This is a genomic window from Wolbachia endosymbiont of Chrysomya megacephala, from assembly GCF_008245065.1.
In the GTDB taxonomy this organism is placed as follows: Bacteria; Pseudomonadota; Alphaproteobacteria; order Rickettsiales; family Anaplasmataceae; genus Wolbachia.
This window is the reverse complement of sequence record NZ_CP021120.1, coordinates 696,517-718,172: the sequence shown is the minus strand read 5'-3', so window position 1 is coordinate 718,172 and position 21,656 is coordinate 696,517. Positions and strand designations below refer to the sequence as shown.

Below are 21,656 nucleotides of genomic sequence, written 5' to 3'. Positions count from 1 at the left end.
TTTACGATAGTATTTCTACACTACCACCAACTGAAGCTACAGATCTTTTTGCAGCTTCTGATGCAAAATCAACATGAAACACAAATTTTTCCCTTAATTTACCCTTATTAAGAAGTTTGATTTTACTTTTAACAGATCTGATAAAACCTAACTTATGCAGTAGCTCCTTATCTATGATAGAATCCTTGACTATTTTTTTAGCTTCCATTAAGCACTGTACATCCCCAACATTAAATATAGAGTATAAGTTTTTGCGTATAGGCTTAAAACCTCTTTTAGGTAAACGAGTATATATAGACTGCTGTCCACCTTCAAAACCATTTATAGAAACGCCACTTCTCGCTTTCTGCCCTTTATGCCCCCTACCGGATGTTTTACCTTTACCACAACCAATACCTCTACCTAATAATTTAGGCTTCTTTTTCTTAGATAATTTGGTAAATATAGAATTTAATTTTACAGCATCATTCATAGTTTACCTATTTCCAACTATCTCACTAATCTTTTTACCCCTCTTACCTGCCACTTGGCGAGGAGATAACATAACATCAAAAGCCTTAAATACTGCACATATAATATTATGAGGATCATTTGATCTAGTAGACTTAGCTACCACATCCTTTATACCTAATACCTCAAAAACCGACCTCATTGCTCCACCAGCAATAATACCTGTTCCAGCTCTTGCAGCTCTTAAAACTATCTCACCAGAACAGAATTTAGCTTTAATATCATGATGTAAAGTTCTACCTTCACGTAAGTACACCCTAATCATCGACTTCTTTGCAGCATTTAAAGCTTTCACTCTTGCTTCAGCAACCTCTGCGTGTTTACCTATTCCACATCCTACCCTACCCTTACCATCACCAACAACAACCAAAGTTGAAAATGAAAATCTTCTACCACCTTTAGTAACCGTTGTTACCCTTCGGACTGAAACCAAAAGCTCTGATAAATCATTATTATTTTGTAAATTCTTTACAGCCATATTTAAAACCTTCTAAAATTTAAATCCAGAGCTTCTTAAAGCCTCAGCAAATTGAGAAATCAATCCTGTATACTTATATGCTCCCCGATCAAAGACGAACCGCTGCTGCAATTTTGTACTAGGGAGACGCTCAATCAATAAAGAAGAAACCTGTTTTATAGTTTCAGCATTAACCCTACCTTTACATACATTCCTAATTTTATCATCCAAAGTAGAAGCAGAAGCTAGGGTTGTTCCTTTTGCATCGTTAATCAACTGAACATAGAAATGTTTATTAGACTTAAATATGGATATACGTAAACGCCCAGCGCTCTTATCGAGCTTCGCTCTATTACGAAGTTTCCTTTTTTCATAGCTACTTAAAAAATTATACAATCTTTTCATTTTAATTACTTCTTTTTATTTACAACCTTACGCAGCATAAATTTGCCTTTTATTACAATACCCTTACCTTTATAAGGATCATATTTTCTAATTTTGCATATATCAGAAGCCACCATATAGACTTTTTGCTTATCCATACCGCGAATCACTAAATGAGTTGGCTTTATACACTTAATCTCAACGTCTTTAGGCACTTTATACTTAATATTATGACTATAACCAAGATATAAAGTCAAATACTTATCATCACATTCTGCTTTATACCCCACACCATTAATCTCAAGATCAACAGAAAAATCATTAACCATACCGTTAATCATGTTATTAATATTACTTCTATAAGTGCCCCATATAGATTTTATTTTATCATAATCATCCCTGCCTTGATCAACAGAAAGTAACAATTGATTATCAACTATCTGACACAGAATGCCACTACACAAGTTCAGCTCTTTTTCTGCCCTAACACTTCTTATTAATACCCTACCATTATTATATTCAACTGAAAGATCAGCAGGAATATTGATAGGTGCGGCACCTATACGAGACATACATTTCTCCTATCATTTAAAATACACGACACAAAACTTCTCCACCAACTTTTAATCTACGTGCATTATAATCGGTCATCACTCCTTTCGGTGTAGATATAATAAAAATTCCAAGACCATTATATGCTTTAGAAATGTCCTTACACTTAGAATAATAACGACAACCGGGCTTTGATACCCTAGCTATATCATTAATCACAGGTGATTTATCATAATACTTCAACTGCACAACAAGGGAAGGGATACTATCACTCTCTTGCTTTTCATAATTAAGAATATACCCTTCCTCTTTTAAGATCTTCAATATAGAAGAATTCACTTTAGAGAATAGGACTCTTGTTTCCCTATGCATTGCCAATTGAGCATTACGTATTCTTGTTAAAAAATCACCAATACCATCAGATAACGACACTATTACACTCCTTATATCACATTTACCAACTAGATTTTGTAACCCCTGGAACTTGTCCAAAAGAACACAAATCACGTAAAACAATCCTACATAAACCAAATTTTCTATATACTCCTCTCGGCCTACCAGTTAAAGCGCATCTCTTCCTAATTCTGATTTTAGAAGAATCTCTAGGCAATTTTTTAATCAGCTTACTTTGAGCTGCAAACCTTTTTGCAATAGATAAATCCTTATTATTCATTATAGATTTTAATTCTTCCCTTCTCTCCCTATATTGATCGCATAACTTTATTCTACGAAGATTCTTCTGTATCATGGATTTTTTTGCCATATATATTTTCTCTCAATTATCAAAAAAAGGGAATTTAAGAGCCAGTAATAATTCCTTTGCTTCCTTATCACTAACTGCACTTGTTATAATATTAATATCCATACCTCTAATTTTACTTATTTTATCATAGTCTATTTCTAAAAATGATATATGCTCCTTGATACCAAAGGAAAAATTACCATGACCATCAAATTGCTTCACACTAAACCCTCTAAAATCTTTTTCCCTTGGCAAAGCAATATATATTAATCTTTCTAAGAATTCATACATTTTGTTTCTACGCAAAGTCACTTTACAACCTACAGTTGCACCTTTTCTAATTTTGAAACCAGAAATAGATTTTTTTGCAAAGGTTAACACAGGCTTTTGCCCAGCAATCGAATGTAGATTATCAAATGGCTCATTTATCGCTTTATTGTCCGTAGCAGCATCTCCAACGCCCATATTGATACACACCTTGACAAGTTTAGGCACTTGCATTACATTGCTGTAATTAAACTTATCCTTTAAGGATTTTACTATATTATCTTTATACAATTGTTTAAACATATCAACCTAATCTATCACTTCTCCAGAAACTTTTGCAAAACGCACTTTTCTACCATCTATAATCTTAAATCCTACTTTAGTTGGAGTTTTATACTTAGGATCCAATATTGCAACATTGGATACATCAATAGCTAACTCTTTATTGAATATACCACCACCACTACCAGCTCTTGGTTTAGTATGTCTCTTACACACATTTACGCCAGAAACAACTACTTTCTTTTTAGCATTACGTATTATAACTTTGATTACCTTACCAATTTTTTTCTTATCTTTACCAGTTAAAACTATAATATCATCACCACTTTTTATTTTAGCACTCATTATAAAACCTCATCAGCTAATGACATTATTTTCATAAAAGAACCAGATAATAACTTTTTTACTGGACCAAACACCCGAGTGCCAAGTGGTTCACCTTGATCATTAATTAAAACCACAGCATTGCTAGAAAAACGAATTACAGAACCATCAGATTTCTTAACACTATTTTTTACTCTAACAACAACTGCTTTATATACTTTTCCTTTTTCAACTTTACCTTTTGGGTTAATAGACTTAGTAGATATAATAATCGTATCACCTACAGATGCAGATTTCCTACCACCTAACAAGCCAATACAAAGCACTGCACGCGCACCAGAATTATCAGCTACTTCTAACAATGTATTTTTTTGAATCATATAAATACCTATTCCTTTTTAGCTATTGATAACAACCCATTTTTTAGTAACAGAAATAGGCTTATGTTCCTGTATTAAAACCCTATCTCCCTTTTTGCAACTATTATTCTCATCATGTGCTGTATACTTCTTGTATTTTTTAATAACTTTTTTATACAGCCTATCCTTATACACTTGTAACACCGAAACCTTTACAGTCTTATCAGAGTCAGCCTTAGTTACGACACCATAAAAAACCTTCTTAGGCATTTTTTCCCTCTCTCTTTCTTCTATTTAATACAGTTAGACTACGAGCTATGTTCTTTCTTATTAAGCTGAAACGCGAAAAATTGTTGCACTGGCCAAGTTTTTTTTGAAAAGCCAAATTAACAAATTCTTTCCTCAAATTCACAAGAAGTTCATGTAATCCTCGTGAAGATTCTGATTCAAATTTAACTATATCCATTGCAACTCCATTCAATTATGATTAGATATAAATTTACACTTCATAGGAAGCTTAGCAGTCGCTTTTTCAAGGGCCAATCTTGCTAAATGCATGGGAACATCACTACTAATTTCAAACAAAACCCTACCGGGCTTAGCTTTAAATACCCAAAATTCAACACTACCTTTCCCTTTACCCATACGTACATCTGCTGGCTTTTTACTAACCGGAGTATCAGGAAAAATTCTTATCCATACTTTACCAGAGCGTTTTAACGTTCTAGATATTACGCGCCTTGCAGTTTCAATATGCTTGGACTGAACCTTACCTACTTCCATAGCTTTTAATCCATAATCTCCAAAAGACAGCGTGCTACCACCCTTAGCATTACCCTTTATTCTCCCCTTAAATACCTTTTTATATTTACTCTTTTTGGGAACAAACATCTCAATATACCTTAACTACCAACATAAACCCAAACTTTAACTCCTATAATACCACATATAGTCTTCGCTTCACAAAAAGCATAATCTATATTAGCACGCAAAGTGTGTAAAGGCAAACGACCTTCTTTGTACCATTCAGTACGAGCTATTTCAGCTCCGCCAAGACGCCCAGAGCAACTTACTTTAATACCCTCAGCACCCATCTTCAAACAATTTTGAATAGCTTTTTTCATCGCTCTTCTACATGAAATCCTTTTTTCTAGCTGATGTGTAATACTCCTTGATATTAAAACTGCATCTATTTCAGACTTTTTAACTCCTACTACATTCACTTCAACACTACTTTCTACTTTTTTAGCTATTTTTTGCTTTATCTTCTCAACATCCAAACCTTTCTTACCTATTATAACCCCAGGTTTAGAAGAATGTATTATTACAGACACTAAAGTAACTGTACGCTCTACAGTTACTTTAGAAATACCAGCATGCTTAAAGGATTCATTTATATAACTGCGAATAAATAGATCTTGATGCAATTTCTGTTTATAATCGTCCGTAGCACACCAAACAGAATCCCAGGTATTACTATTTATTTGCAATCTAAATACTTTAGGATTAACCTTCTGTCCCATATTTTTACACTTTCCTTATTAATTTTCCATTTCTATAAATCATACAATTTCTTTCAATTTTATAGTTATATTACTATAAAATTTGCTCATTCTATTAGCCCTACCCATAGCTTTTGGATATACTCTACGCAAAGTAAGTGACTTACCTATTAAAATTTCCTTTATATATAAATTATCAACGTTCAATCCATAATTATTTTGAGCATTAGCAATTGCAGAATTCAACACCTTCATTATAAAACCGGCAGCCTTTTTTTCACAAAATCTTAATTGTACATTAGCAAAAGAAACTTTTTTATTACGCACTAAATCAGCAACCAAATTTAATTTGCGAGGAGTTGATCTTAAAACCTTAGAACCAGCCTCAACTATTATATCCCTATTTTTCATATCAATTGCCTACCTTCTTGTTGCCTTTTTATCACCACCATGCCCAGTAAATTTACGAGTAGGTGAAAATTCACCGAATTTATGACCTATCATATTCTGATTATCAACACTAACAGGAATGTAATCTTTACCATTATAAACAGCAAATTTTAAACCCAAACAATTAGGAAGAATTACAGAAGCCCTGGAATGAATTTTTATCACCTTATTAATAGAACCCTCTTTTAAAGCTCTCTGAACTAATCTTAGTACAGATGGGTGTAAAAAAGGTGGTTTCCATACAGATCTACTCATAAATTAACCTTTCAATTTTTTTATATACTTATCACTAGATTTATTTTTTTTCCTAGTTTTTTTTCCTTTTGTTGCAACACCCCAAGGAGTAACAGGATGACGACCGCCAGAAGTTTTTCCCTCTCCACCTCCATGAGGATGGTCAACCGGATTCATTGCAACTCCACGTACAGCAGGTCTAATCCCAAGCCACCTACTTCTCCCAGCTTTACCCAACTTTCTATTCTTATGGTCAGGGTTAGATACTACACCAATAGTAGCCTTGCAAGAAGATAAAATCAACCTAATTTGACCAGACCTGAGTCGTAATAAAACATATTGGCCATCACGACCAACGATTTGTGCATAACAACCAGCAGCTCTAGCAATCGCAGCACCATTACCTGGCTTCAGCTCAACATTATGAACGAAAGAACCAACAGGTATATGCTTGAGTAGTAAACAATTCCCTGGCAAAATATCAGCATCATCTCCAGCTGTCACAACATCACCAGGCTTCATACCTTGAGGAGCTAATATATAAGATTTAGTATCATCTTCCTTATATGATATTAATGCTAAAAACCCACTTCTATTTGGATCATACTCTATTTTCTCAACTATACCCTGATCACTTCTATTACGTTTAAAATCTATAACTCTATACTTCTTCTTGTGACCACCACCCCTGTGACGAGTTGTAATTCTACCATGATTATTTCTTCCACCACTGGATTTCTTGCCAAATACAAGAGACTTCTCCGGCTTATCTTTTGATAAACCAATTTTACTTATTAATATAGTCCCACGAGAAGACGGAGTAACAGGATTAAAAAATTTCATACCCATATTAAACGCTCATTATATCTAATTTTTGACTATCCATCAAAGAAAAATAAACCTTTTTTCTCTGTTTTTTACAACCAACCACACCCCTGAAACGTCTATATTTAGGTTTAACTCTAATAACATTTATAGAAGAAATTCTGACATTAAATAAAGACTCTATTGCCGATTTTATTTGACGCTTATTTACATTTACAAAAACATACAAAGAGTATTTATTAAACTTCTCTCTTAAAAGAGAAGCCTTTTCTGTGATTACAGGAGATTTTATTATATTATTATATTTAATCATAACAATCTACCTTCAAGATGCTTTAAAGTGTCTTTTGTTAACATCACGCATTCATGATTCAATATATCAAAAACATTTAACCCAATAGGTTTGATTAAATCTACATAATGCAAATTTTTAGCAGCACGTAACAAATCATCTCCATAATCACCAACTATTAAAAAAGAAGAAAATTTAAAATTTTTAATATATTCACACATTTTAGATGTTTTCTTCACATCAACATTTAAACTATCAAGAACAACAACTTGATTATTTAAATATTTTAGAGATAAAGCAATTTTCAAACCAAATTTACGTACTTTTTTATTAAGAGAATAAGCATGACTCCTCACAACAGGACCAAAAATAATTCCACCACCTCTAAACTGAGGAGATCGCAAGCTCCCCTGTCTCGCCCTACCGGTACGTTTTTGACCATACGGCTTAGCTGTTGTACCAGAAACATCACTGATACCCTTTGTTTTATGAGCACCAACTCTTCTCTTTGCTAATTGCCATCTCACTATATCATGCAAAATACTCAATTTTTGCTTGGCAGAAAATATCAAGGGATTAAGCTCAACACTACCTACATTATTATTAGATAGATCAACTAATTCACATTCCATAACTAACTCACCAAATTATTAGCATCATCACTCATATTCAACAGCAGACCTACTGGAAAAGGAACATCTTTATGTAAAGGCTTTTTAACTGCATCTCTCACAAAAACATAAGAGTTTTTAAACCCAGGAACATTATTACCCTTTACAGCAATTATGCTATTTTCATAATCAATGGATAATATTTTCATATTCTGTACAGTCACTCTGCTATTACCTAAATGACCAGCCATTTTCTTCCCCTTGAATACTCTACCAGGATCTTGACATTGACCAGTAGAACCTTGTGATCTATGAGCAATAGAAACGCCATGAGATGCCCTAAGCCCACTGAAGTTATGCCGCTTCATCACACCAGCAAACCCTTTGCCTAAAGAATAACCCGTAATGTCAAGATATTGACCAACTACAAAATGATTAACCCCCACCTTTTTACCACATTCTATTCCGAATAGATCAGTTAATCTACTTTCGTATAATTTACATTTACTATTTATACCCTTTTTCTTTAAATATTCCAACTGAGGTTTTGCTATTTTTTTTAAATCCCCTGTGCCTAAAATGACTGAATTGTAGCCACATTTATCTTGTCCTTTTATATCGATAATATAAGTTTCGCTGAGATGCAATAAGGTTACAGCCATGCGACTATTATCAAAATACATAGCAGTATGGCCAACATTGGTCATTAACAAACCAATTCTCCTAAGCGAATTTATTCTCTTCATTTCCTTTTCCTAAATATTGACTTCCTTAACCTTTAAATCCACTTCTACACCAGCAGAAAAAGATAAATCTGCAAGCATCTTCATCATAGTAGAAGTAGGATTATGTACAATAATTAACCGCTTAGAAATTCTCATTTCAAATTGCTCACGAGATTTTTTATCAACATGAGGAGACCTATTAACAGTAAATTTAGAATCTTTTCTTGGCAACGCAATCGGACCAGATAAATCTGCATTAAACTGCTTTAATTGATCAATAAACTCGCGAATACACTTTTCCAACAAAGAACAATCGAAAGCTTTGATTCTAATATATATATCTTGCTTCATCTTAGTTATTATACTCATTCTAAAATTTCCGAAACAACGCCAGAACCAACAGTTCTACCACCTTCTCTTATCGCAAAACGTAATCCTTTATCCATTGCTATTGGTACTTGCAACTCCACTTCTATACTTACATTGTCCCCTGGCATTACCATCTCCTTTCCATCTAGCAATTTTATGCTCCCAGTTACATCCGTTGTCCTTAAATAAAACTGTGGCTGATAATTTCCAAAAAATGGTGTATGCCTTCCTCCTTCTTCTTTCTTCAATATATACACCTCCGCATTAAATTTCTTATGCGGGGTTATTGTCCCTGGTTTTGCCAATACTTGCCCTCTCTCCACTTCTTCTCTCTTTGTTCCTCTTAGTAGTATTCCTACATTGAGTCCTGCACTTCCCTTATCTAGCAACTTCTTAAACATCTCAACACCAGTACATATCGTCTTTTGCGTCGCTTTCAGACCTATTATCTCTATCTCATCCCCTGTCTTTATCTCCCCCTTCTCTATTCTTCCTGTTACTACCGTCCCTCGGCCCGATATTGAAAATACATCTTCTATTGGCAACAAAAACGGCAAATCTATAGGCCTTGGAGGTACTGCCACATACTCATCTAACTTCTCCATCAATTTATCTATTGATTTCTTTCCATACTCACTACTATCATCCTCTAATGCTTTTAACGCAGACCCAACTATCATAGGCACTTCATCACCTGGAAATCCATACTTACTCAGCAACTCTCTCACTTCCATCTCTACCAAATCTATCATATCAGCATCAGCAACATCAGCTTTATTTATATATACCACGATATATCCAACACCCACCTGTTTTGCCAGCAATATATGCTCTCTCGTTTGTGGCATCGGCCCATCAACCCCTGACACTACCAATATCGCTGCATCCATCTGTGCTGCACCTACTATCATATTCTTTACATAATCAGCATGTCCAGGGCAATCAACGTGTGCATAGTGTCTCTTTTCTGTTTGATATTCAACATGCGCTGTTGCTATTGTTATCCCTCTCTTTCTTTCTTCTGGCGCTTTATCTATTTGATCATATGCTACAAAATTACCATAATGCTTTGTTATCGCCGCTGTTAACGTTGTCTTCCCATGATCCACATGTCCTATCGTTCCCACATTTACATGCGGCTTTCCAAATGCTTCTACTATCGCTGTCATAACTTTAACTCTTCTACCTAAAATACAAATACATCAATAAATAATATGTTGATTTTATATAAATACAACAAAAAAAAGAGCGGATAGTGGGAGTCGAACCCACGTCACTAGCTTGGAAGGCTAGAGCTCTACCATTGAGCTATACCCGCACAATGGAGGAGGTAGGATTCGAACCTACGTACGCTCACGCGGACAGATTTACAGTCTGTTACCTTTAACCACTCGGTCACTCCTCCACAAAAATCTGTTAAGAGAACACTACCTTAACTTAAGTTTTATTATCCCTAATATTAAACATCCAAATCCAAAAGATCAAGTAATAAAAGCTAATCTAACTGATTTCAGTTAGATTTTACTTTTATATAACAAAATATTATCAATAAAACGCCTAAATAAATAATGTGAATCATGCGTACCTGGCGCTTCTTCTGGATGATATTGAGCAGAAAAGACTGGGTAATCCTTCATCATTATTCCCTCTACACTATTATCAAATAGAGAAATATGAGTAACTTCAACGTTACTTGGAAGAGAAGCTGAATCAACAACAAAACCATGATTTTGGCTAGTTATCTCAACTTTTTTACTCTCCAGATCATAAACTGGATGATTACTCCCTCGATGACCAATATCCATCTTAACAGTCTTTGCCCCCAAAGTAACTGCAAGTAATTGATGGCCCAGGCATATACCAAAAACTGGTATTTTAGATTTCACAATAATTTCTATTTCTGAAATTACACTCTCTCCTATCTCTTGTGGATCACCAGGGCCATTTGAAAGCACTATACCATCTGGATTCATGCTTAATATTTTGTGAGCAAAACCTGTATCTGGTTTGACTAATTCAACCGTACAATCAAGTTCTACTAAGCGTGAGATTATACTATTTTTTACACCGAAATCAACAATTACAACCCTATATTTTGCATTAAGAGCGCTTTGAAAGTTATTACTTAAACCGACTTTCTTAGTTATTTCTATTCCATTTACAGATTTGTATTTCTTCAATTCATCTAATATATGTGCCTCACTTGACGGACATATCATTCCATTTTGAGATCCATGTTTTCTCAAATATCTCGTCAAAGCTCTAGTATCAATTCCCGATATCCCAACTACATTATTTTTCTCCAACCAATCATTTAAACTAATATATGAAGAAGAGTGAGACATAGGAGAAAGTTCACGCATAATCACACCACTTGCAAAAACTTTTTCTCCTTCATTATCTTTGTGATTTATTCCAACATTACCGATATGAGGAAAAGTGAACGCTATGATTTGATTAGCAAAAGAAGGATCGGTTATAGTATGTTGATACCCGGTCATACCAGTGATAAAACAAACTTCACCTATACATTTGCCCTTTTTACCTACCGATCTTCCCCAAAAGCACTTGCCATCTTGTAAAACTAAAGCTGCATCCTGCATTTAACTCTCTCTTAAAATCATTTAAAATATTATATAAGAATTTTAAATAACATGCCAAAACTCAATCGCAAGCTTCTCCACACAAAAACATCTTGACTATCGCATGTTTCATATTATATGAATAAACTATTAATGAAAGTGGAGGTTTACAATGCCTAATAATACAGATCAGTCTAAAAAAATAAATGAGAAATGGTTATTTATAGGAGGTGCTTCATTGTTTCTTGTAACAATTCTACCATCAATTTTTCTCTTAGCAAAAATAGCTATGATGTTTATTATAATCTCAACTACAGCAATAGCAATAAAAATTGCCTCAAAAGCAATATCAAACGTTTTAGAGGATAAAGAGAATCAATCAACACAAAATAAAATTATAAACCTAGCTATTGGAGCAGTGTCCATACTTGCAGGTGGGCTATCATTACTTATTACAGCAAAAGTTGGTTTCATCGCAATATGTTCAACTATAGCTATTTTAGCTCTGTATGAATATATTAAAGATGAAAAAATAGGTAAGGATATAAATGATAAATTCGATGAAATAGCTAATAATACAACTGAGTTTTGCATCAACAGCATTGAAAAACTTATTCCATCACAAAGTTGTGAAGTGTAATCTTTTGTTTATAAATTTTTAGATGCATGGCTAACGTATAAACACTGAAATCAGCACTCCCTTTCTTGTTATACTAGTAATGGCTTCAATCATCAAAAATGTTGTATTACTTTTATACTCGCAAATCTAACTGGATTCCAATACTGGAATGACATTACCTTGAATGGAAATCGGTGCGTGATGTACATCTGTATAGAGATTAAATATATCATTCAGTTTGTTATCATTCTAGTACTGCCATTCTATAGGTAACAGCTGTACCTGGAGCTCCTCTCTTGTCATTCCAGCACTGGAATCCAGAAAACTTAATTTCAAACCAGTACTTTCCCTCTTTTCATCCCAATTTCCAAAATGTTACTCCAGTACTGAAATCCATCTTTTTTATAACTATCGAAAACACTGTATTACTTTACAAATTTAACTAGATATAATTACTGGTATGGCACGTTCGTAAAATTACGATAAAAATTACTTGACAAATTCTGATAGTCTTTTTACTATTCGTAATGAAGGTGTTCTAGAGTTTGGAATCTATCTTCGTCTGCAGACTTTTCAATTAAATTAATCTATAATCTTCAGTTAAAATATATTTTAGCTATACTTCGGTCGTAGCTGTATACATTTTTCTCAATCTTTTTTATTAGTGGAGGACTATCATGTTTAAAACACTGAATTACGCATATCATTGACCTACATGTCTTTAAAGGACAGATGGTACCTATGTCCTTTTTATATAAATTATTGTGTTTTTATGTCTTTTTTAGCAATGTCATTTATTGTTTTACGCCCCAGTCTTTTTCAAATATTGCGAGCCCTTGATCAGTAAGTGGATGATTAATTAACTGTCTAAGTATTTTTGCTGGCACAGTAATTGAATGAGCACCGAGCCGTGCAGCTTCTATTACATGTGCTGGACTTCTTACTGATGCAACAAGAACTTTTGTCTTAAAATTATAATTAGAATATATAGTGCATATATCTTCTATTAGCGATAAGCCGTCATAGCTTATATCATCAAGGCGACCAACAAAGGGAGAAATGAAACAAGCACCGGCCTTAGCGGCAAACAGTGCTTGTCCAGGAGAAAAACATAATGTGATGTTAGCAGGTATTTTATGTTCTGTCCACAACTTTTTACAAGAAATTAATCCTTCATGTGTAAGGGGTAACTTTACTACGATATTACTAGCGATTTTCGCTAACTTAAGGCCTTCCTTAACCATATCTTCATGGCTATCTGCAACAACTTCAACACTAACAGGTCCTTTTATAATAGAACATATTTCGCTTACTAAATCTTCGTACTTATCTTTATGTCCAGATTTTGCTATTAAAGAAGGATTAGTTGTTATACCATCAATGAACTCTTTTAGCTCCTTAATTTCATTTAAATCAACACTATCAAGAAAAATTTCCATATTATTGTCCTATTAAAAACCTATTTTTACAAAATATTGTCATCTTTGAAAAGTATAAATAAAATCGGATTTTTAACTCAATTCAATTTTCAGTCCGTTAGGAAAGAAAATATTGCACTGAGACACAGTATACCCCTGGTAATAAACATGAATTGGTTGCATTTTATTATAAAATTAGCATAACCAATTTCTGAAGTTTACTAGCTTTACGTTCAATAGAAATTCTTGCATAGCCTAAAACTTAGTGCTACTATTAGTATAGTAACACAAATAGGTAGTGAGGAACAATAAACAAAATCGACTAAGTTCGAGTTTAGCGCTCGCAATTAAATTCAACTAAAAAGGTTAATATAAAAGGAGTTTTGATAGCTTAATCACTCCTAAAGTAAATATATTATCAGAACAATAGTAATAGGGGGTATACTATGTCAACAAATTTCCCGACATTGAAAAACATATTAGCAGAGCTGAAAAGAAAAAATAGCATTACTGTTTTAGAAGAACATTGTCAGCAAAAATGGGAGGTTTATGACTTGCTCATGGATTTAACAAATGATGAAAATTTTAAGCAAGCATATATAGATCTATCTTTCAACAAGAGCTTTAAAAAAAACTTTATAGAATTAGCAAATCAGGCAAAAAAAGCTGTAAGTAAGTATTTTAGAGACAAAGACATAGACCTTCGAGCTTTTTATGTAGAAACTAACAATTCTGATAAAGTGTTAAACATTAATCTTATTAATTACAATAGAAGTGAGCCAATAAGAATTAGTGATATCTTACAGCAAGAAAGGGATATTAGCACATTGAATATCTATTGCGATAAAAAGCATGACATATACGCTTACCGAAAAGGTAAGGAAAGACGTTATGAATTTAAAGAGGATGCATATTATGAAATGACAAGCACTTGGCCTGTGCAGGACAAGGATGGGAAAACTTTTACCTGTACTATGGTTATGAATGTAAGTAATTCTGGTATAACTAAAGTACTACAGTTTAATGGTAAAGATTTTGAATCGCCACCTGAGGAGTTTTGGGAATTAATAAGACAAAATGAGGAATTATATATTCAAGGCCTCTCTCTACATGATGCTGTAAAAGCATTATTGAAAAAGAACAAAAATGCTAACATTGCACCGGCTGTTAGTAATCTGCAAAATAACGAACATATCGTAATCAATCAAGACGAAAAGCTGAAAGATCTTGAAAATGATGCTAAAAGCAATCCTATTCTTTCTTTCACTAGCAACAATGTATCAAAGGTTAATACACAGCAGATTGCAACTCAGGCAATTGCAACTCAAACAAAAGTTAATTCACAACAACTAGATCAAAAGCTTACAAAAGCTGAGCAAGAAATTAGAGAATTAAATGAACTGAGGAACAATTTACAGCATAGGCTCGAAGAGGCTGAGCAAGAATTTGAAGAGTTAGAAAAGCATAATAGTGATTTACAGAATGAACTTGAAGAAGAAAAGCAAAAAAACGTAAAATTGCAAATTGGACTAACACAAAAAGATGAGAAGCTAGAAAATATATCAACAGAGCTGCAAGGGAAAATACAAGAACTTGAAGGTACATATGAAGAAAAGAAAGACCTGAAGAAAAAGTTGGAAATTGCCAATGCAAAAAATAAGAAACTGGAAGATACATTGCAGATAGAGAGCGAGCAAGCAGAACGTATAATGATCGAAGAGAATGAGCGCTTAACGAATTTAAAATATAGGCTCGACAAGGCTGAGCAAGAATTTGAAAAGCATAATAGTAATTTACAGAATGAACTTGGAGAGGAAAAGCAAAAAAGTGAAAAACTAGCAAATATGTCAACAGAGCTGCAAGAAAGAGTGCAAAAACTTGAGAGTGTGTATGAAAAAGAAAAAGAAGATCTAAAGAAGAGGCTGGAAGTTGCTAATGCAGAAAAAGAAGAGTTGACAAGTGAGGTAAGAAAATTGCAAGAGGAATCAGACCAGCTGTTAAGTAGTTGCATAGTAAAGCTAAAAAAATCAGAACAGGAACTCATGGAGGCTAAGCAAGAAATTGAAGCATTAGAGAAGTGCAATAGTGATTTACAGAATAAACTTGAAGAAGAAAAGCAAAAAAACGTAAAATTGCAAATTGGACTAACACAAAAAGATGAGAAGCTAGAAAATATATCAACAGAGCTGCAAGGGAAAATACAAGAACTTGAAGGTGCATATGAAGGAAAGAAAGATCTAGAGAAAAAGTTAACAATTGCTAATGCAAAAAATGAAAAACTGGAAGATAAATTGAAACAGTTTAAAAAAGCGGAAGAGGAAGCAGAAGGTATATTAGATGAAAATTGGAAAGATATACAGAATTTAAAATTTACAATTCTACGCTTAAATGATAAGTACAACACAAATCTGGAATCTTATAAACAAGAGGTAGATCAGCTAAAGCAGGAATATGAAGAGTTAAAGAACGAGGTAGAGCTTAAAGATGAGCAAATTAAGAAGTATAAGCAACAGTTGTCGCAGAAGAGAGAAGAAACAAAAGAGAATCAATTACTGAAGTCAAAGATTAAAGAATTGGAAGAATGTAATGAGCACTTGACAGAAATAATTGGAAATAAAGCTCTGGAAATTGAAAGAATAACTAGAGAAAGAAAAGAACTAAACGGTACAGTGCAATACTTAAATAGCCAAGTAGAACTGTTAAGTCCAGTAATTGATCAAGTACTTGTTAATAAAAAGGAAGTTTTTGATAATAATTCAAAAATGTTTTACCAGCTTACAGAGAAAATTGATGATTCAGAAAAAAAATCTAGGTCTTTAAGCCTTGATAGCGCATTTCATAGCGATCACTGTAATTCACTTCTAGACTTAATCAGCAGTCCCTCAAAGGTGTGTAGCCAAAGTCAGCGTGGAGGTGTTTAAAGATGCATATGAAATCAGTGCTTCTTCTTGTCACTCAACTCTTGTCATCCGAGTAGCGTGACACTGGATAAAAACATTTGTGAATTACGCAATGGACAACAAATTCTAGGAACATATGTTAAAATAATATCCACGATTAAAATAAGATAGATCCCAGTGTCACGCACTGGGATGACACTATTTTTTGTACTTTTACCTTCAAAGCTGCAACTTTTGCACAATTGTAGTCTTGACCATACGATCCTAGTTGTAAAAATTTCTAGATTTCAGTGTCTGAGCACTGGGATGATATCCTTCTAATGTTCGTACAGTTGTGTGTCAGCTACTTGAAGTGGGAATGACAAGAGTAAACTCATTTCTTGAATACAAAAAGAGCCCCTAAAGAGATTTGACATCAAGATAACTTAAATATATACCAACTCTCTTATTTTTTAATGATTCCTCATCATGAGTCAAATGATCAAAAACCTGAATTTGATTCGTTATGATGCTACAATTATTATTTGCAACCTCTAATATACCATTATCAATTACAACTTTTTCCTTTGTCTGGTTACTCATTTGAACAGTAATTATACCAGGCAATAAATAAATTAAGTAAGGAGAATGGTAAGCTAAAATCACTAGCTCTCCTTCAAGCCCATTCACTGAAAGAGAAACCACTTCATCGAATGAAATTCGATTATCAGGAGAAAAAAATTGCACCTTAAAAGTGTTCATAATCTTTAATGTCCGGCCCCAACTTCAGCTTTTATTGATTCAGCCTTTTCTATTGCTTCACTTATACTTCCCACCATATAAAAAGCAGCTTCTGGCAGATGATCATATTTACCTTCAATAATTCCTTTAAAACTAGAAATAGTATCAGAAAGTGAAACAAATTTGCCAGACATGCCAGTAAATACCTCCGCAACATGAAAAGGTTGAGAAAGAAACTTCTGAATTTTACGAGCTCTATCAACAATAATTTTATCTTCATCAGATAGTTCATCCATACCAAGTATTGCGATAATATCTTGCAGCGACTTATAAGTTTGCAATATACGTTTCACTTCAGAAGCCACAGTATAATGCTCTTCACCAATGATTTCAGCAGATAAAGACTGAGAAGTTGAGTCAAGTGGATCAACAGCAGGATATATACCCATTTCAGCTATCTGCCTTGATAACACTGTGGTTGCATCAAGATGAGAGAATGTCGTTGCCGGAGCTGGATCGGTCAAATCGTCCGCAGGAACATATATAGCCTGTACAGAAGTAATAGAACCAGCAGTAGTTGAGGCTATTCTCTCTTGCATAGCGCCCATATCAGTTGCAAGGGTTGGCTGATAACCAACAGCCGACGGTATTCTTCCAAGCAAAGCAGAAATTTCAGAACCAGCTTGAGTAAAACGGAAGATATTATCCACAAAAAATAGAACATCTTGATTTTCACAATCACGAAAATACTCCGCCATAGTTAGTGCTGTTAAAGCAACCCTAGCCCTTGCTCCAGGAGGCTCATTCATTTGACCATAAACCAAAACGGCTTGAGATTTTTCGTGCTCACTTATATCTATTACATTCGAAGTAATCATCTCGTTATAAAGATCATTACCTTCACGCGTTCTCTCTCCTACTCCAGCAAACACAGAAAATCCTTTATGAGCTTTTGCTATGTTGTTAATCAGCTCCATTATCAGAACTGTTTTACCAACACCAGCTCCACCAAATAAGCCAATTTTTCCTCCTTTAAGATAAGGAGCAAGAAGATCTATAACCTTTATTCCTGTAACTAAAACTTCTTCCTGTATCTTCTGCTCAGTAAAGCTTGGAGGTGATCTATGTATAGGTTCTAAATCATACTTTCCTTTTAGCGGACCACACTCATCTATAAGCTCCCCTACAACATTAAAAATCCTTCCTAAAGTTGAGCGTCCAACCGGAACTGATATTGGTGCACCTGTATCAACAAACTCATCACCTCTTGACATACCATCTGTGCTATCCATAGCAATGCAACGAACTATATTGTCACCTATATGCTGTGAAACCTCTAAAACTAGCTCCTTGCCCTTATATTTTAGTTTGCTTTTTAAAGCATTAAATATCTTAGGCAACCCGTCTTCAAATTTTAAATCAACAACTGCTTGAGTTATTTTAACTACTTTACCTGTACTCATCTCTTTCATCACCTAACACTACAATTCTATAAAAGAACTTCTAAAGAAAATAAATCTTATATTATTAACAGAAATTTTGCAATATTAAAACACTTACTAGTTACGTTTCATTATAAACAATGCAAATGCATTCAATAGCCAAGTAATAACAAACAGCACCAAACTAAGCGCATAAGCAGCAAGAGTTTGCACACTATTGAAATCCTGATCTCCGGTAAGTAATGTAGCAATTTGTACAGTGATAGTAGTAACTGAATTGAGAGGATTAAAGGTCAAATTTGCATTGATTCCCACAGCCATTAGTACAATCATTGTTTCACCTATTACTCTTGAAATTGATAATAAAATTGCACTTAAAATTGTAGGCATTGCATAAGGTATTGTTATATGCCATATAGTTTCCGCTGGTGTTGCGCCAAGCGCCATAAAACCATAACGTAAACTTTTTGGAACAGATCTTATAGCATCTTCAAGCAAAGAAATAATAAAAGGAAGAATCATTACCCCGATCGATAAACCAGCAATCAAAGCACTTTCTGAGTGTATACTTAAATTAAAAAAATTTGCTACCTGCTTTATAAAAAAAGACAAAAATATAACTGAGAAGTATCCATATACAACAGTAGGAATAGCAGACAAAACCTGTAAGGCTGTATTAATAACATAACGCACTTTTTCACTCGCATACTCACTAATATATATTGCAGAAAATAAACCAAGCGGCACCGCAACTAACATTGCTACAATAGTTATAAGTAATGTCCCCACTAAAAGTGGCGCTATACCAAAACACCCCACCTCTCCTTCACCAATAATAGCTACATTATGCTTCCATTTTAAGCAAAATAAGAATTCTGAAATAGCTACTTTATTAAAAAAAGAAATGGACTGAACAAAAATAGATAGCATTATAAATAAAGTGATAAAAAGTGATATTGCTAAAGCCATAAATAACAAAAATTTTACCATCTTATTTCTTTTACCTTTAAGGATAAAAATCAGCATAAAAAAAAGTAACGCTATAGAAATAGAAGTTATAAAATAACCATCATAGAATGCTAACAAACAAGGTAGCATCCACATACAACTCAAATATATATAAGACTTAACTTTACTTACTGCTTGAAACTTACTCAAACAAAATAAAAGGACTAGTAAAACAAGTACGCCTATAATTAAATTCATTTTTCCATATATCAAATTTTATTCAACAAGAATGCCACAGAAGTTGACCATTATTTGACAATAGAGCAAAATAGTTTAAAATAAATAGTCATATTAATATAAAAACAATGAAAAGAACATTTCAACCAAAAAATTTAAAAAAAAAGCACAAACATGGATTTCGTTCACGTATGTCAACAAAAGCTGGAAGAAAAATTCTTAATAAGCGTCGCTCATTAGGGTGTAATAAATTATGCGCATAGTAAGCATAAAAAAAAAGAGTTTTCCTTTGCTTTTAAAAACAGATTAGCATCTTACAGTCTTTTTTATCGAGGGGTATATATATCACTATATGCTATAAAAGAAAGAGAACCTGAAAAGTATATTCATGTTATTAGAGTAGGTCTGGCTATCAGTAAAAAAGTCGGAAAAGCAGCAAAAAGAAATAAAATAAAAAGGCAATTACGAATGCTAGCTAAAGTTAGCATTTCTAATATAAGTAATGTAGGATACTATTACATAATACTAACCCATCAAAACATTATGCAAGCAGGCTATAAAAATTTACAAAAAGACCTCAATATTTGCTTAAAGAAAGATAAAATAAGAAGGAATTTTCACTAAAGTATTTACAGCTATATTTTTTATGATAAGATAAGTGAGGTTTTTAAAATAAATTAATAGATGTGGGTGCTTGAGGTAGAAAGTATAAAAAAACAAGATAAAAAGCTCGATACAAATAATGCTGAAGAGAGTTTTTATGAATATAGAAAGTCTAGCTATCGTACACAATGGGGAATGGCATTTGAACAAAGCCAATATTTAGAACAAAATAAAGATAATCCTAGAGGGAAATTGCTAAATTTTAATATAGAAGCAACTCATTACAATAAGAGAATAGTTTGATAAAAGTACCCGTTCAGGGAAGTGGTTGAAGAAACGATAGGTAGGGGATTGTATAGTTCTCTTTGTTTCCATGTTAAGTATAATGAAATTATCCTTTCAAGTTCCTAGCTCTGATTACGTAAAATATGAGCTTTTACAGTAAACGATATAATGCCTAATTTGCTGTTCAGCGTGATAGTGGAATACTTTCTGGTTTACTTAAAAAATTTCACATCATTCTTTCAGATTTTAAAATATTTTTCGCAACTTGAGAAGCTCCAGTTGCTTCAGATAGGTAGCTTCAAGTAATACCTTATACGTTTTGCAACTTTCTTACACTTCTGTTTCATTTTTTAATAAAGCTTTTTTTAGCATAAATAATTCAGTGGATGCGTTTTTTAAGTAACAGCCCAGAATTTTAACTTCAATAGTCCAGCTATGTTTCAAAGTACCTTTCAGCGACTATTACGATTACAACATACACTGTCTTTTAAATCTTCTTTCCCTTTAAAACTTGCAGTATTGCTTCAGCACTAACCAAGTTTACCTTTATTATAACACGTTGATGCGCAAAACCTCACTTTTCTTATTCGATTTGCTCATACACCTTTTTGCATTTGAGGGAATTCTATATTCACTATTTGATACGCTTTCAATTCACATTAAAAACATCACTTATAATTTTCACGTTTTGAATTTTTATAAGATCCACTGAGTGCTACAATTATCACCTAACTATTGGACCAAATGTATCTGCTTTTTGGTAGTTTGCTACTTCTTCTTTCTCCTCATCTCCAACAACTTAATTAATATTCAATTATATAAAGTTTGATTTTCGGAAGATCAATTGTTTGATGATTTGTTAAATGTTGCTATCTCTCCTCCTAATTTGGAAATAAGTGACAAATTCTACTTTTAAATTTTCTACTTTTATCTTAAAGTTTTCGCAGAGTTCTAAAAGATCAGTTATATTACCTCACAGCTACTCTATGTTTACCTTGTTTCATCGCTCTACTGAAA

Annotated in this window: 31 protein-coding genes, 2 tRNA genes and 1 pseudogene; 5 read left to right on the top strand and 29 right to left on the bottom strand. The window is 33.4% G+C overall.

All coding sequences use genetic code 11. The features are described from left to right. Position 1 precedes the first annotated feature (1 nt). The 24 genes from rplO to carA all read right to left on the bottom strand — a co-directional run bounded on the left by rplO (position 2) and on the right by carA (position 11,488). Positions 2–472 (bottom strand): 50S ribosomal protein L15, encoded by a 471-nt coding sequence (gene rplO / locus CAI20_RS03490; RefSeq protein WP_007302550.1) that lies wholly within the window; start codon positions 470–472, stop codon positions 2–4. Positions 473–475: 3 nt separating this feature from the next. Further along, positions 476–988, bottom strand: coding sequence for a 30S ribosomal protein S5 (gene rpsE, locus CAI20_RS03485; RefSeq protein WP_007302549.1), 513 nt, complete (start codon positions 986–988; stop codon positions 476–478). Positions 989–1,000: 12 nt separating this feature from the next. Further along, positions 1,001–1,372, bottom strand: coding sequence for a 50S ribosomal protein L18 (gene rplR / locus CAI20_RS03480; protein WP_007302548.1), 372 nt, complete (start codon positions 1,370–1,372; stop codon positions 1,001–1,003). Positions 1,373–1,377: 5 nt separating this feature from the next. Beyond that, a complete protein-coding gene (rplF, locus tag CAI20_RS03475; protein WP_007302547.1) occupies positions 1,378–1,923 on the bottom strand; it encodes a 50S ribosomal protein L6 in 546 nt (181 codons plus the stop codon). A gap of 16 nt (positions 1,924–1,939) precedes the next feature. Continuing rightward, positions 1,940–2,335: a 30S ribosomal protein S8 gene (gene rpsH, locus CAI20_RS03470; RefSeq protein WP_007302546.1), complete on the bottom strand. Its 396-nt coding sequence runs from the start codon at positions 2,333–2,335 to the stop codon at positions 1,940–1,942. A gap of 22 nt (positions 2,336–2,357) precedes the next feature. Continuing rightward, on the bottom strand, positions 2,358–2,666 hold the full coding sequence (rpsN, locus tag CAI20_RS03465; protein ID WP_149168804.1) for a 30S ribosomal protein S14: 309 nt from the start codon (positions 2,664–2,666) through the stop codon (positions 2,358–2,360). A 12-nt stretch (positions 2,667–2,678) separates the two neighbouring features. Next, complete coding sequence (rplE, locus tag CAI20_RS03460) at positions 2,679–3,215, bottom strand: 50S ribosomal protein L5 (RefSeq protein ID WP_007302544.1); 537 nt, start codon at positions 3,213–3,215, stop codon at positions 2,679–2,681. A 6-nt stretch (positions 3,216–3,221) separates the two neighbouring features. Then, entirely contained in the window at positions 3,222–3,539 is a 318-nt protein-coding gene (rplX, locus tag CAI20_RS03455; RefSeq protein ID WP_007302543.1) for a 50S ribosomal protein L24, read from the bottom strand. Next, entirely contained in the window at positions 3,539–3,898 is a 360-nt protein-coding gene (gene rplN, locus CAI20_RS03450; RefSeq protein ID WP_007302542.1) for a 50S ribosomal protein L14, read from the bottom strand. Before rplN ends, rplX begins: the two co-directional genes overlap by 1 nt. 18 nt (positions 3,899–3,916) lie before the next feature. Beyond that, positions 3,917–4,147: a 30S ribosomal protein S17 gene (rpsQ, locus tag CAI20_RS03445; protein WP_007302541.1), complete on the bottom strand. Its 231-nt coding sequence runs from the start codon at positions 4,145–4,147 to the stop codon at positions 3,917–3,919. After that, positions 4,140–4,343, bottom strand: a complete 204-nt coding sequence (gene rpmC / locus CAI20_RS03440; protein ID WP_149168803.1) for a 50S ribosomal protein L29 — start codon at positions 4,341–4,343, stop codon at positions 4,140–4,142. The genes rpsQ and rpmC overlap by 8 nt, the downstream gene beginning before the upstream one ends. 11 nt (positions 4,344–4,354) lie before the next feature. Next, positions 4,355–4,768: a 50S ribosomal protein L16 gene (gene rplP, locus CAI20_RS03435; RefSeq protein ID WP_006012233.1), complete on the bottom strand. Its 414-nt coding sequence runs from the start codon at positions 4,766–4,768 to the stop codon at positions 4,355–4,357. Positions 4,769–4,779: 11 nt separating this feature from the next. Beyond that, positions 4,780–5,400 (bottom strand): 30S ribosomal protein S3, encoded by a 621-nt coding sequence (gene rpsC, locus CAI20_RS03430; protein WP_007302538.1) that lies wholly within the window; start codon positions 5,398–5,400, stop codon positions 4,780–4,782. Positions 5,401–5,439: 39 nt separating this feature from the next. Then, positions 5,440–5,790: a 50S ribosomal protein L22 gene (rplV, locus tag CAI20_RS03425; protein WP_007302537.1), complete on the bottom strand. Its 351-nt coding sequence runs from the start codon at positions 5,788–5,790 to the stop codon at positions 5,440–5,442. A gap of 9 nt (positions 5,791–5,799) precedes the next feature. After that, positions 5,800–6,084, bottom strand: a complete 285-nt coding sequence (rpsS, locus tag CAI20_RS03420) for a 30S ribosomal protein S19 (protein ID WP_010404687.1) — start codon at positions 6,082–6,084, stop codon at positions 5,800–5,802. A gap of 3 nt (positions 6,085–6,087) precedes the next feature. Then, positions 6,088–6,912 carry a 50S ribosomal protein L2 gene (rplB, locus tag CAI20_RS03415; RefSeq protein WP_052265061.1) on the bottom strand — a complete coding sequence of 275 codons (825 nt, stop codon included), beginning with the start codon at positions 6,910–6,912 and terminating at the stop codon, positions 6,088–6,090. 1 nt (position 6,913) lies between these two features. Continuing rightward, positions 6,914–7,201, bottom strand: coding sequence for a 50S ribosomal protein L23 (locus CAI20_RS03410; protein ID WP_149168802.1), 288 nt, complete (start codon positions 7,199–7,201; stop codon positions 6,914–6,916). Continuing rightward, positions 7,198–7,812, bottom strand: coding sequence for a 50S ribosomal protein L4 (gene rplD, locus CAI20_RS03405; protein ID WP_007302533.1), 615 nt, complete (start codon positions 7,810–7,812; stop codon positions 7,198–7,200). Before rplD ends, CAI20_RS03410 begins: the two co-directional genes overlap by 4 nt. Before the next feature lie 2 nt (positions 7,813–7,814). Then, on the bottom strand, positions 7,815–8,537 hold the full coding sequence (gene rplC / locus CAI20_RS03400) for a 50S ribosomal protein L3 (protein ID WP_012482005.1): 723 nt from the start codon (positions 8,535–8,537) through the stop codon (positions 7,815–7,817). 9 nt (positions 8,538–8,546) lie between these two features. Next, positions 8,547–8,867 (bottom strand): 30S ribosomal protein S10, encoded by a 321-nt coding sequence (gene rpsJ / locus CAI20_RS03395; RefSeq protein WP_012482004.1) that lies wholly within the window; start codon positions 8,865–8,867, stop codon positions 8,547–8,549. Between the two features lie 14 nt (positions 8,868–8,881). Next, positions 8,882–10,054, bottom strand: coding sequence for an elongation factor Tu (tuf, locus tag CAI20_RS03390; RefSeq protein WP_007301992.1), 1,173 nt, complete (start codon positions 10,052–10,054; stop codon positions 8,882–8,884). 78 nt (positions 10,055–10,132) lie between these two features. Further along, positions 10,133–10,203, bottom strand: a tRNA-Gly gene (locus tag CAI20_RS03385). Positions 10,204–10,207: 4 nt separating this feature from the next. Next, positions 10,208–10,290: transfer RNA gene (locus CAI20_RS03380), tRNA-Tyr, on the bottom strand. A gap of 109 nt (positions 10,291–10,399) precedes the next feature. Further along, positions 10,400–11,488, bottom strand: coding sequence for a glutamine-hydrolyzing carbamoyl-phosphate synthase small subunit (gene carA / locus CAI20_RS03375; protein WP_149168801.1), 1,089 nt, complete (start codon positions 11,486–11,488; stop codon positions 10,400–10,402). 151 nt (positions 11,489–11,639) lie between these two features. Between carA and CAI20_RS03370 the strand changes: the two genes are divergently transcribed. Beyond that, positions 11,640–12,107: a hypothetical protein gene (locus CAI20_RS03370; RefSeq protein WP_149168800.1), complete on the top strand. Its 468-nt coding sequence runs from the start codon at positions 11,640–11,642 to the stop codon at positions 12,105–12,107. Between the two features lie 773 nt (positions 12,108–12,880). Here CAI20_RS03370 and fsa read toward each other — a convergent pair. Then, entirely contained in the window at positions 12,881–13,525 is a 645-nt protein-coding gene (gene fsa, locus CAI20_RS03365; protein ID WP_007302527.1) for a fructose-6-phosphate aldolase, read from the bottom strand. 425 nt (positions 13,526–13,950) lie between these two features. On the opposite strand from fsa, the gene CAI20_RS03360 reads away from it, so the two are divergent. Continuing rightward, entirely contained in the window at positions 13,951–16,425 is a 2,475-nt protein-coding gene (locus CAI20_RS03360) for a coiled-coil domain-containing protein (protein ID WP_149168799.1), read from the top strand. A gap of 378 nt (positions 16,426–16,803) precedes the next feature. Here the strand turns inward: CAI20_RS03360 and CAI20_RS03355 are convergent, their stop codons facing one another. From CAI20_RS03355 to pstC, 3 genes are all read right to left on the bottom strand, one after another. Then, positions 16,804–17,145: a F0F1 ATP synthase subunit epsilon gene (locus tag CAI20_RS03355; RefSeq protein WP_010404622.1), complete on the bottom strand. Its 342-nt coding sequence runs from the start codon at positions 17,143–17,145 to the stop codon at positions 16,804–16,806. A 5-nt stretch (positions 17,146–17,150) separates the two neighbouring features. After that, positions 17,151–18,587: a F0F1 ATP synthase subunit beta gene (atpD, locus tag CAI20_RS03350; protein ID WP_179951422.1), complete on the bottom strand. Its 1,437-nt coding sequence runs from the start codon at positions 18,585–18,587 to the stop codon at positions 17,151–17,153. A gap of 96 nt (positions 18,588–18,683) precedes the next feature. Further along, complete coding sequence (gene pstC / locus CAI20_RS03345; protein WP_012482001.1) at positions 18,684–19,772, bottom strand: phosphate ABC transporter permease subunit PstC; 1,089 nt, start codon at positions 19,770–19,772, stop codon at positions 18,684–18,686. 107 nt (positions 19,773–19,879) lie between these two features. Here pstC and rpmH point away from each other — a divergent pair, with 107 nt between their 5' ends. From rpmH to CAI20_RS03330, 3 genes are read left to right on the top strand one after another with little or no spacing between them, the layout of a single operon-like run. After that, complete coding sequence (gene rpmH, locus CAI20_RS03340) at positions 19,880–20,014, top strand: 50S ribosomal protein L34 (protein WP_010404613.1); 135 nt, start codon at positions 19,880–19,882, stop codon at positions 20,012–20,014. After that, positions 19,998–20,375: a ribonuclease P protein component gene (rnpA, locus tag CAI20_RS03335; protein ID WP_081439702.1), complete on the top strand. Its 378-nt coding sequence runs from the start codon at positions 19,998–20,000 to the stop codon at positions 20,373–20,375. Before rpmH ends, rnpA begins: the two co-directional genes overlap by 17 nt. A 60-nt stretch (positions 20,376–20,435) precedes the next feature. Further along, on the top strand, positions 20,436–20,657 hold the full coding sequence (locus tag CAI20_RS03330) for a hypothetical protein (RefSeq protein WP_007302521.1): 222 nt from the start codon (positions 20,436–20,438) through the stop codon (positions 20,655–20,657). On the opposite strand, the pseudogene CAI20_RS06645 reads toward CAI20_RS03330, so the two are convergent. Beyond that, positions 20,636–21,493: pseudogene (locus CAI20_RS06645) on the bottom strand (IS66 family transposase); the annotation flags it as partial. The gene CAI20_RS03330 and the pseudogene CAI20_RS06645 sit on opposite strands and share 22 nt — an antisense overlap. Positions 21,494–21,656: the final 163 nt, after the last annotated feature.

What these genes read in the sequence shown, in the direction of transcription:
- rplO (WP_007302550.1), bottom strand. Translation starts at nt 472, where the DNA reads ATGAATGATGCTGTAAAATTAAATTCTATATTTACCAAATTATCTAAG.
- rpsE (WP_007302549.1), bottom strand. Translation starts at nt 988, where the DNA reads ATGGCTGTAAAGAATTTACAAAATAATAATGATTTATCAGAGCTTTTG.
- rplR (WP_007302548.1), bottom strand. Translation starts at nt 1,372, where the DNA reads ATGAAAAGATTGTATAATTTTTTAAGTAGCTATGAAAAAAGGAAACTT.
- rplF (WP_007302547.1), bottom strand. Translation starts at nt 1,923, where the DNA reads ATGTCTCGTATAGGTGCCGCACCTATCAATATTCCTGCTGATCTTTCA.
- rpsN (WP_149168804.1), bottom strand. Translation starts at nt 2,666, where the DNA reads ATGGCAAAAAAATCCATGATACAGAAGAATCTTCGTAGAATAAAGTTA.
- rplE (WP_007302544.1), bottom strand. Translation starts at nt 3,215, where the DNA reads ATGTTTAAACAATTGTATAAAGATAATATAGTAAAATCCTTAAAGGAT.
- rplX (WP_007302543.1), bottom strand. Translation starts at nt 3,539, where the DNA reads ATGAGTGCTAAAATAAAAAGTGGTGATGATATTATAGTTTTAACTGGT.
- rplN (WP_007302542.1), bottom strand. Translation starts at nt 3,898, where the DNA reads ATGATTCAAAAAAATACATTGTTAGAAGTAGCTGATAATTCTGGTGCG.
- rpsQ (WP_007302541.1), bottom strand. Translation starts at nt 4,147, where the DNA reads ATGCCTAAGAAGGTTTTTTATGGTGTCGTAACTAAGGCTGACTCTGAT.
- rpmC (WP_149168803.1), bottom strand. Translation starts at nt 4,343, where the DNA reads ATGGATATAGTTAAATTTGAATCAGAATCTTCACGAGGATTACATGAA.
- rplP (WP_006012233.1), bottom strand. Translation starts at nt 4,768, where the DNA reads ATGTTTGTTCCCAAAAAGAGTAAATATAAAAAGGTATTTAAGGGGAGA.
- rpsC (WP_007302538.1), bottom strand. Translation starts at nt 5,400, where the DNA reads ATGGGACAGAAGGTTAATCCTAAAGTATTTAGATTGCAAATAAATAGT.
- rplV (WP_007302537.1), bottom strand. Translation starts at nt 5,790, where the DNA reads ATGAAAAATAGGGATATAATAGTTGAGGCTGGTTCTAAGGTTTTAAGA.
- rpsS (WP_010404687.1), bottom strand. Translation starts at nt 6,084, where the DNA reads ATGAGTAGATCTGTATGGAAACCACCTTTTTTACACCCATCTGTACTA.
- rplB (WP_052265061.1), bottom strand. Translation starts at nt 6,912, where the DNA reads ATGGGTATGAAATTTTTTAATCCTGTTACTCCGTCTTCTCGTGGGACT.
- CAI20_RS03410 (WP_149168802.1), bottom strand. Translation starts at nt 7,201, where the DNA reads ATGATTAAATATAATAATATAATAAAATCTCCTGTAATCACAGAAAAG.
- rplD (WP_007302533.1), bottom strand. Translation starts at nt 7,812, where the DNA reads ATGGAATGTGAATTAGTTGATCTATCTAATAATAATGTAGGTAGTGTT.
- rplC (WP_012482005.1), bottom strand. Translation starts at nt 8,537, where the DNA reads ATGAAGAGAATAAATTCGCTTAGGAGAATTGGTTTGTTAATGACCAAT.
- rpsJ (WP_012482004.1), bottom strand. Translation starts at nt 8,867, where the DNA reads ATGAAGCAAGATATATATATTAGAATCAAAGCTTTCGATTGTTCTTTG.
- tuf (WP_007301992.1), bottom strand. Translation starts at nt 10,054, where the DNA reads ATGACAGCGATAGTAGAAGCATTTGGAAAGCCGCATGTAAATGTGGGA.
- carA (WP_149168801.1), bottom strand. Translation starts at nt 11,488, where the DNA reads ATGCAGGATGCAGCTTTAGTTTTACAAGATGGCAAGTGCTTTTGGGGA.
- CAI20_RS03370 (WP_149168800.1), top strand. Translation starts at nt 11,640, where the DNA reads ATGCCTAATAATACAGATCAGTCTAAAAAAATAAATGAGAAATGGTTA.
- fsa (WP_007302527.1), bottom strand. Translation starts at nt 13,525, where the DNA reads ATGGAAATTTTTCTTGATAGTGTTGATTTAAATGAAATTAAGGAGCTA.
- CAI20_RS03360 (WP_149168799.1), top strand. Translation starts at nt 13,951, where the DNA reads ATGTCAACAAATTTCCCGACATTGAAAAACATATTAGCAGAGCTGAAA.
- CAI20_RS03355 (WP_010404622.1), bottom strand. Translation starts at nt 17,145, where the DNA reads ATGAACACTTTTAAGGTGCAATTTTTTTCTCCTGATAATCGAATTTCA.
- atpD (WP_179951422.1), bottom strand. Translation starts at nt 18,587, where the DNA reads ATGAGTACAGGTAAAGTAGTTAAAATAACTCAAGCAGTTGTTGATTTA.
- pstC (WP_012482001.1), bottom strand. Translation starts at nt 19,772, where the DNA reads ATGAATTTAATTATAGGCGTACTTGTTTTACTAGTCCTTTTATTTTGT.
- rpmH (WP_010404613.1), top strand. Translation starts at nt 19,880, where the DNA reads ATGAAAAGAACATTTCAACCAAAAAATTTAAAAAAAAAGCACAAACAT.
- CAI20_RS03330 (WP_007302521.1), top strand. Translation starts at nt 20,436, where the DNA reads ATGTGGGTGCTTGAGGTAGAAAGTATAAAAAAACAAGATAAAAAGCTC.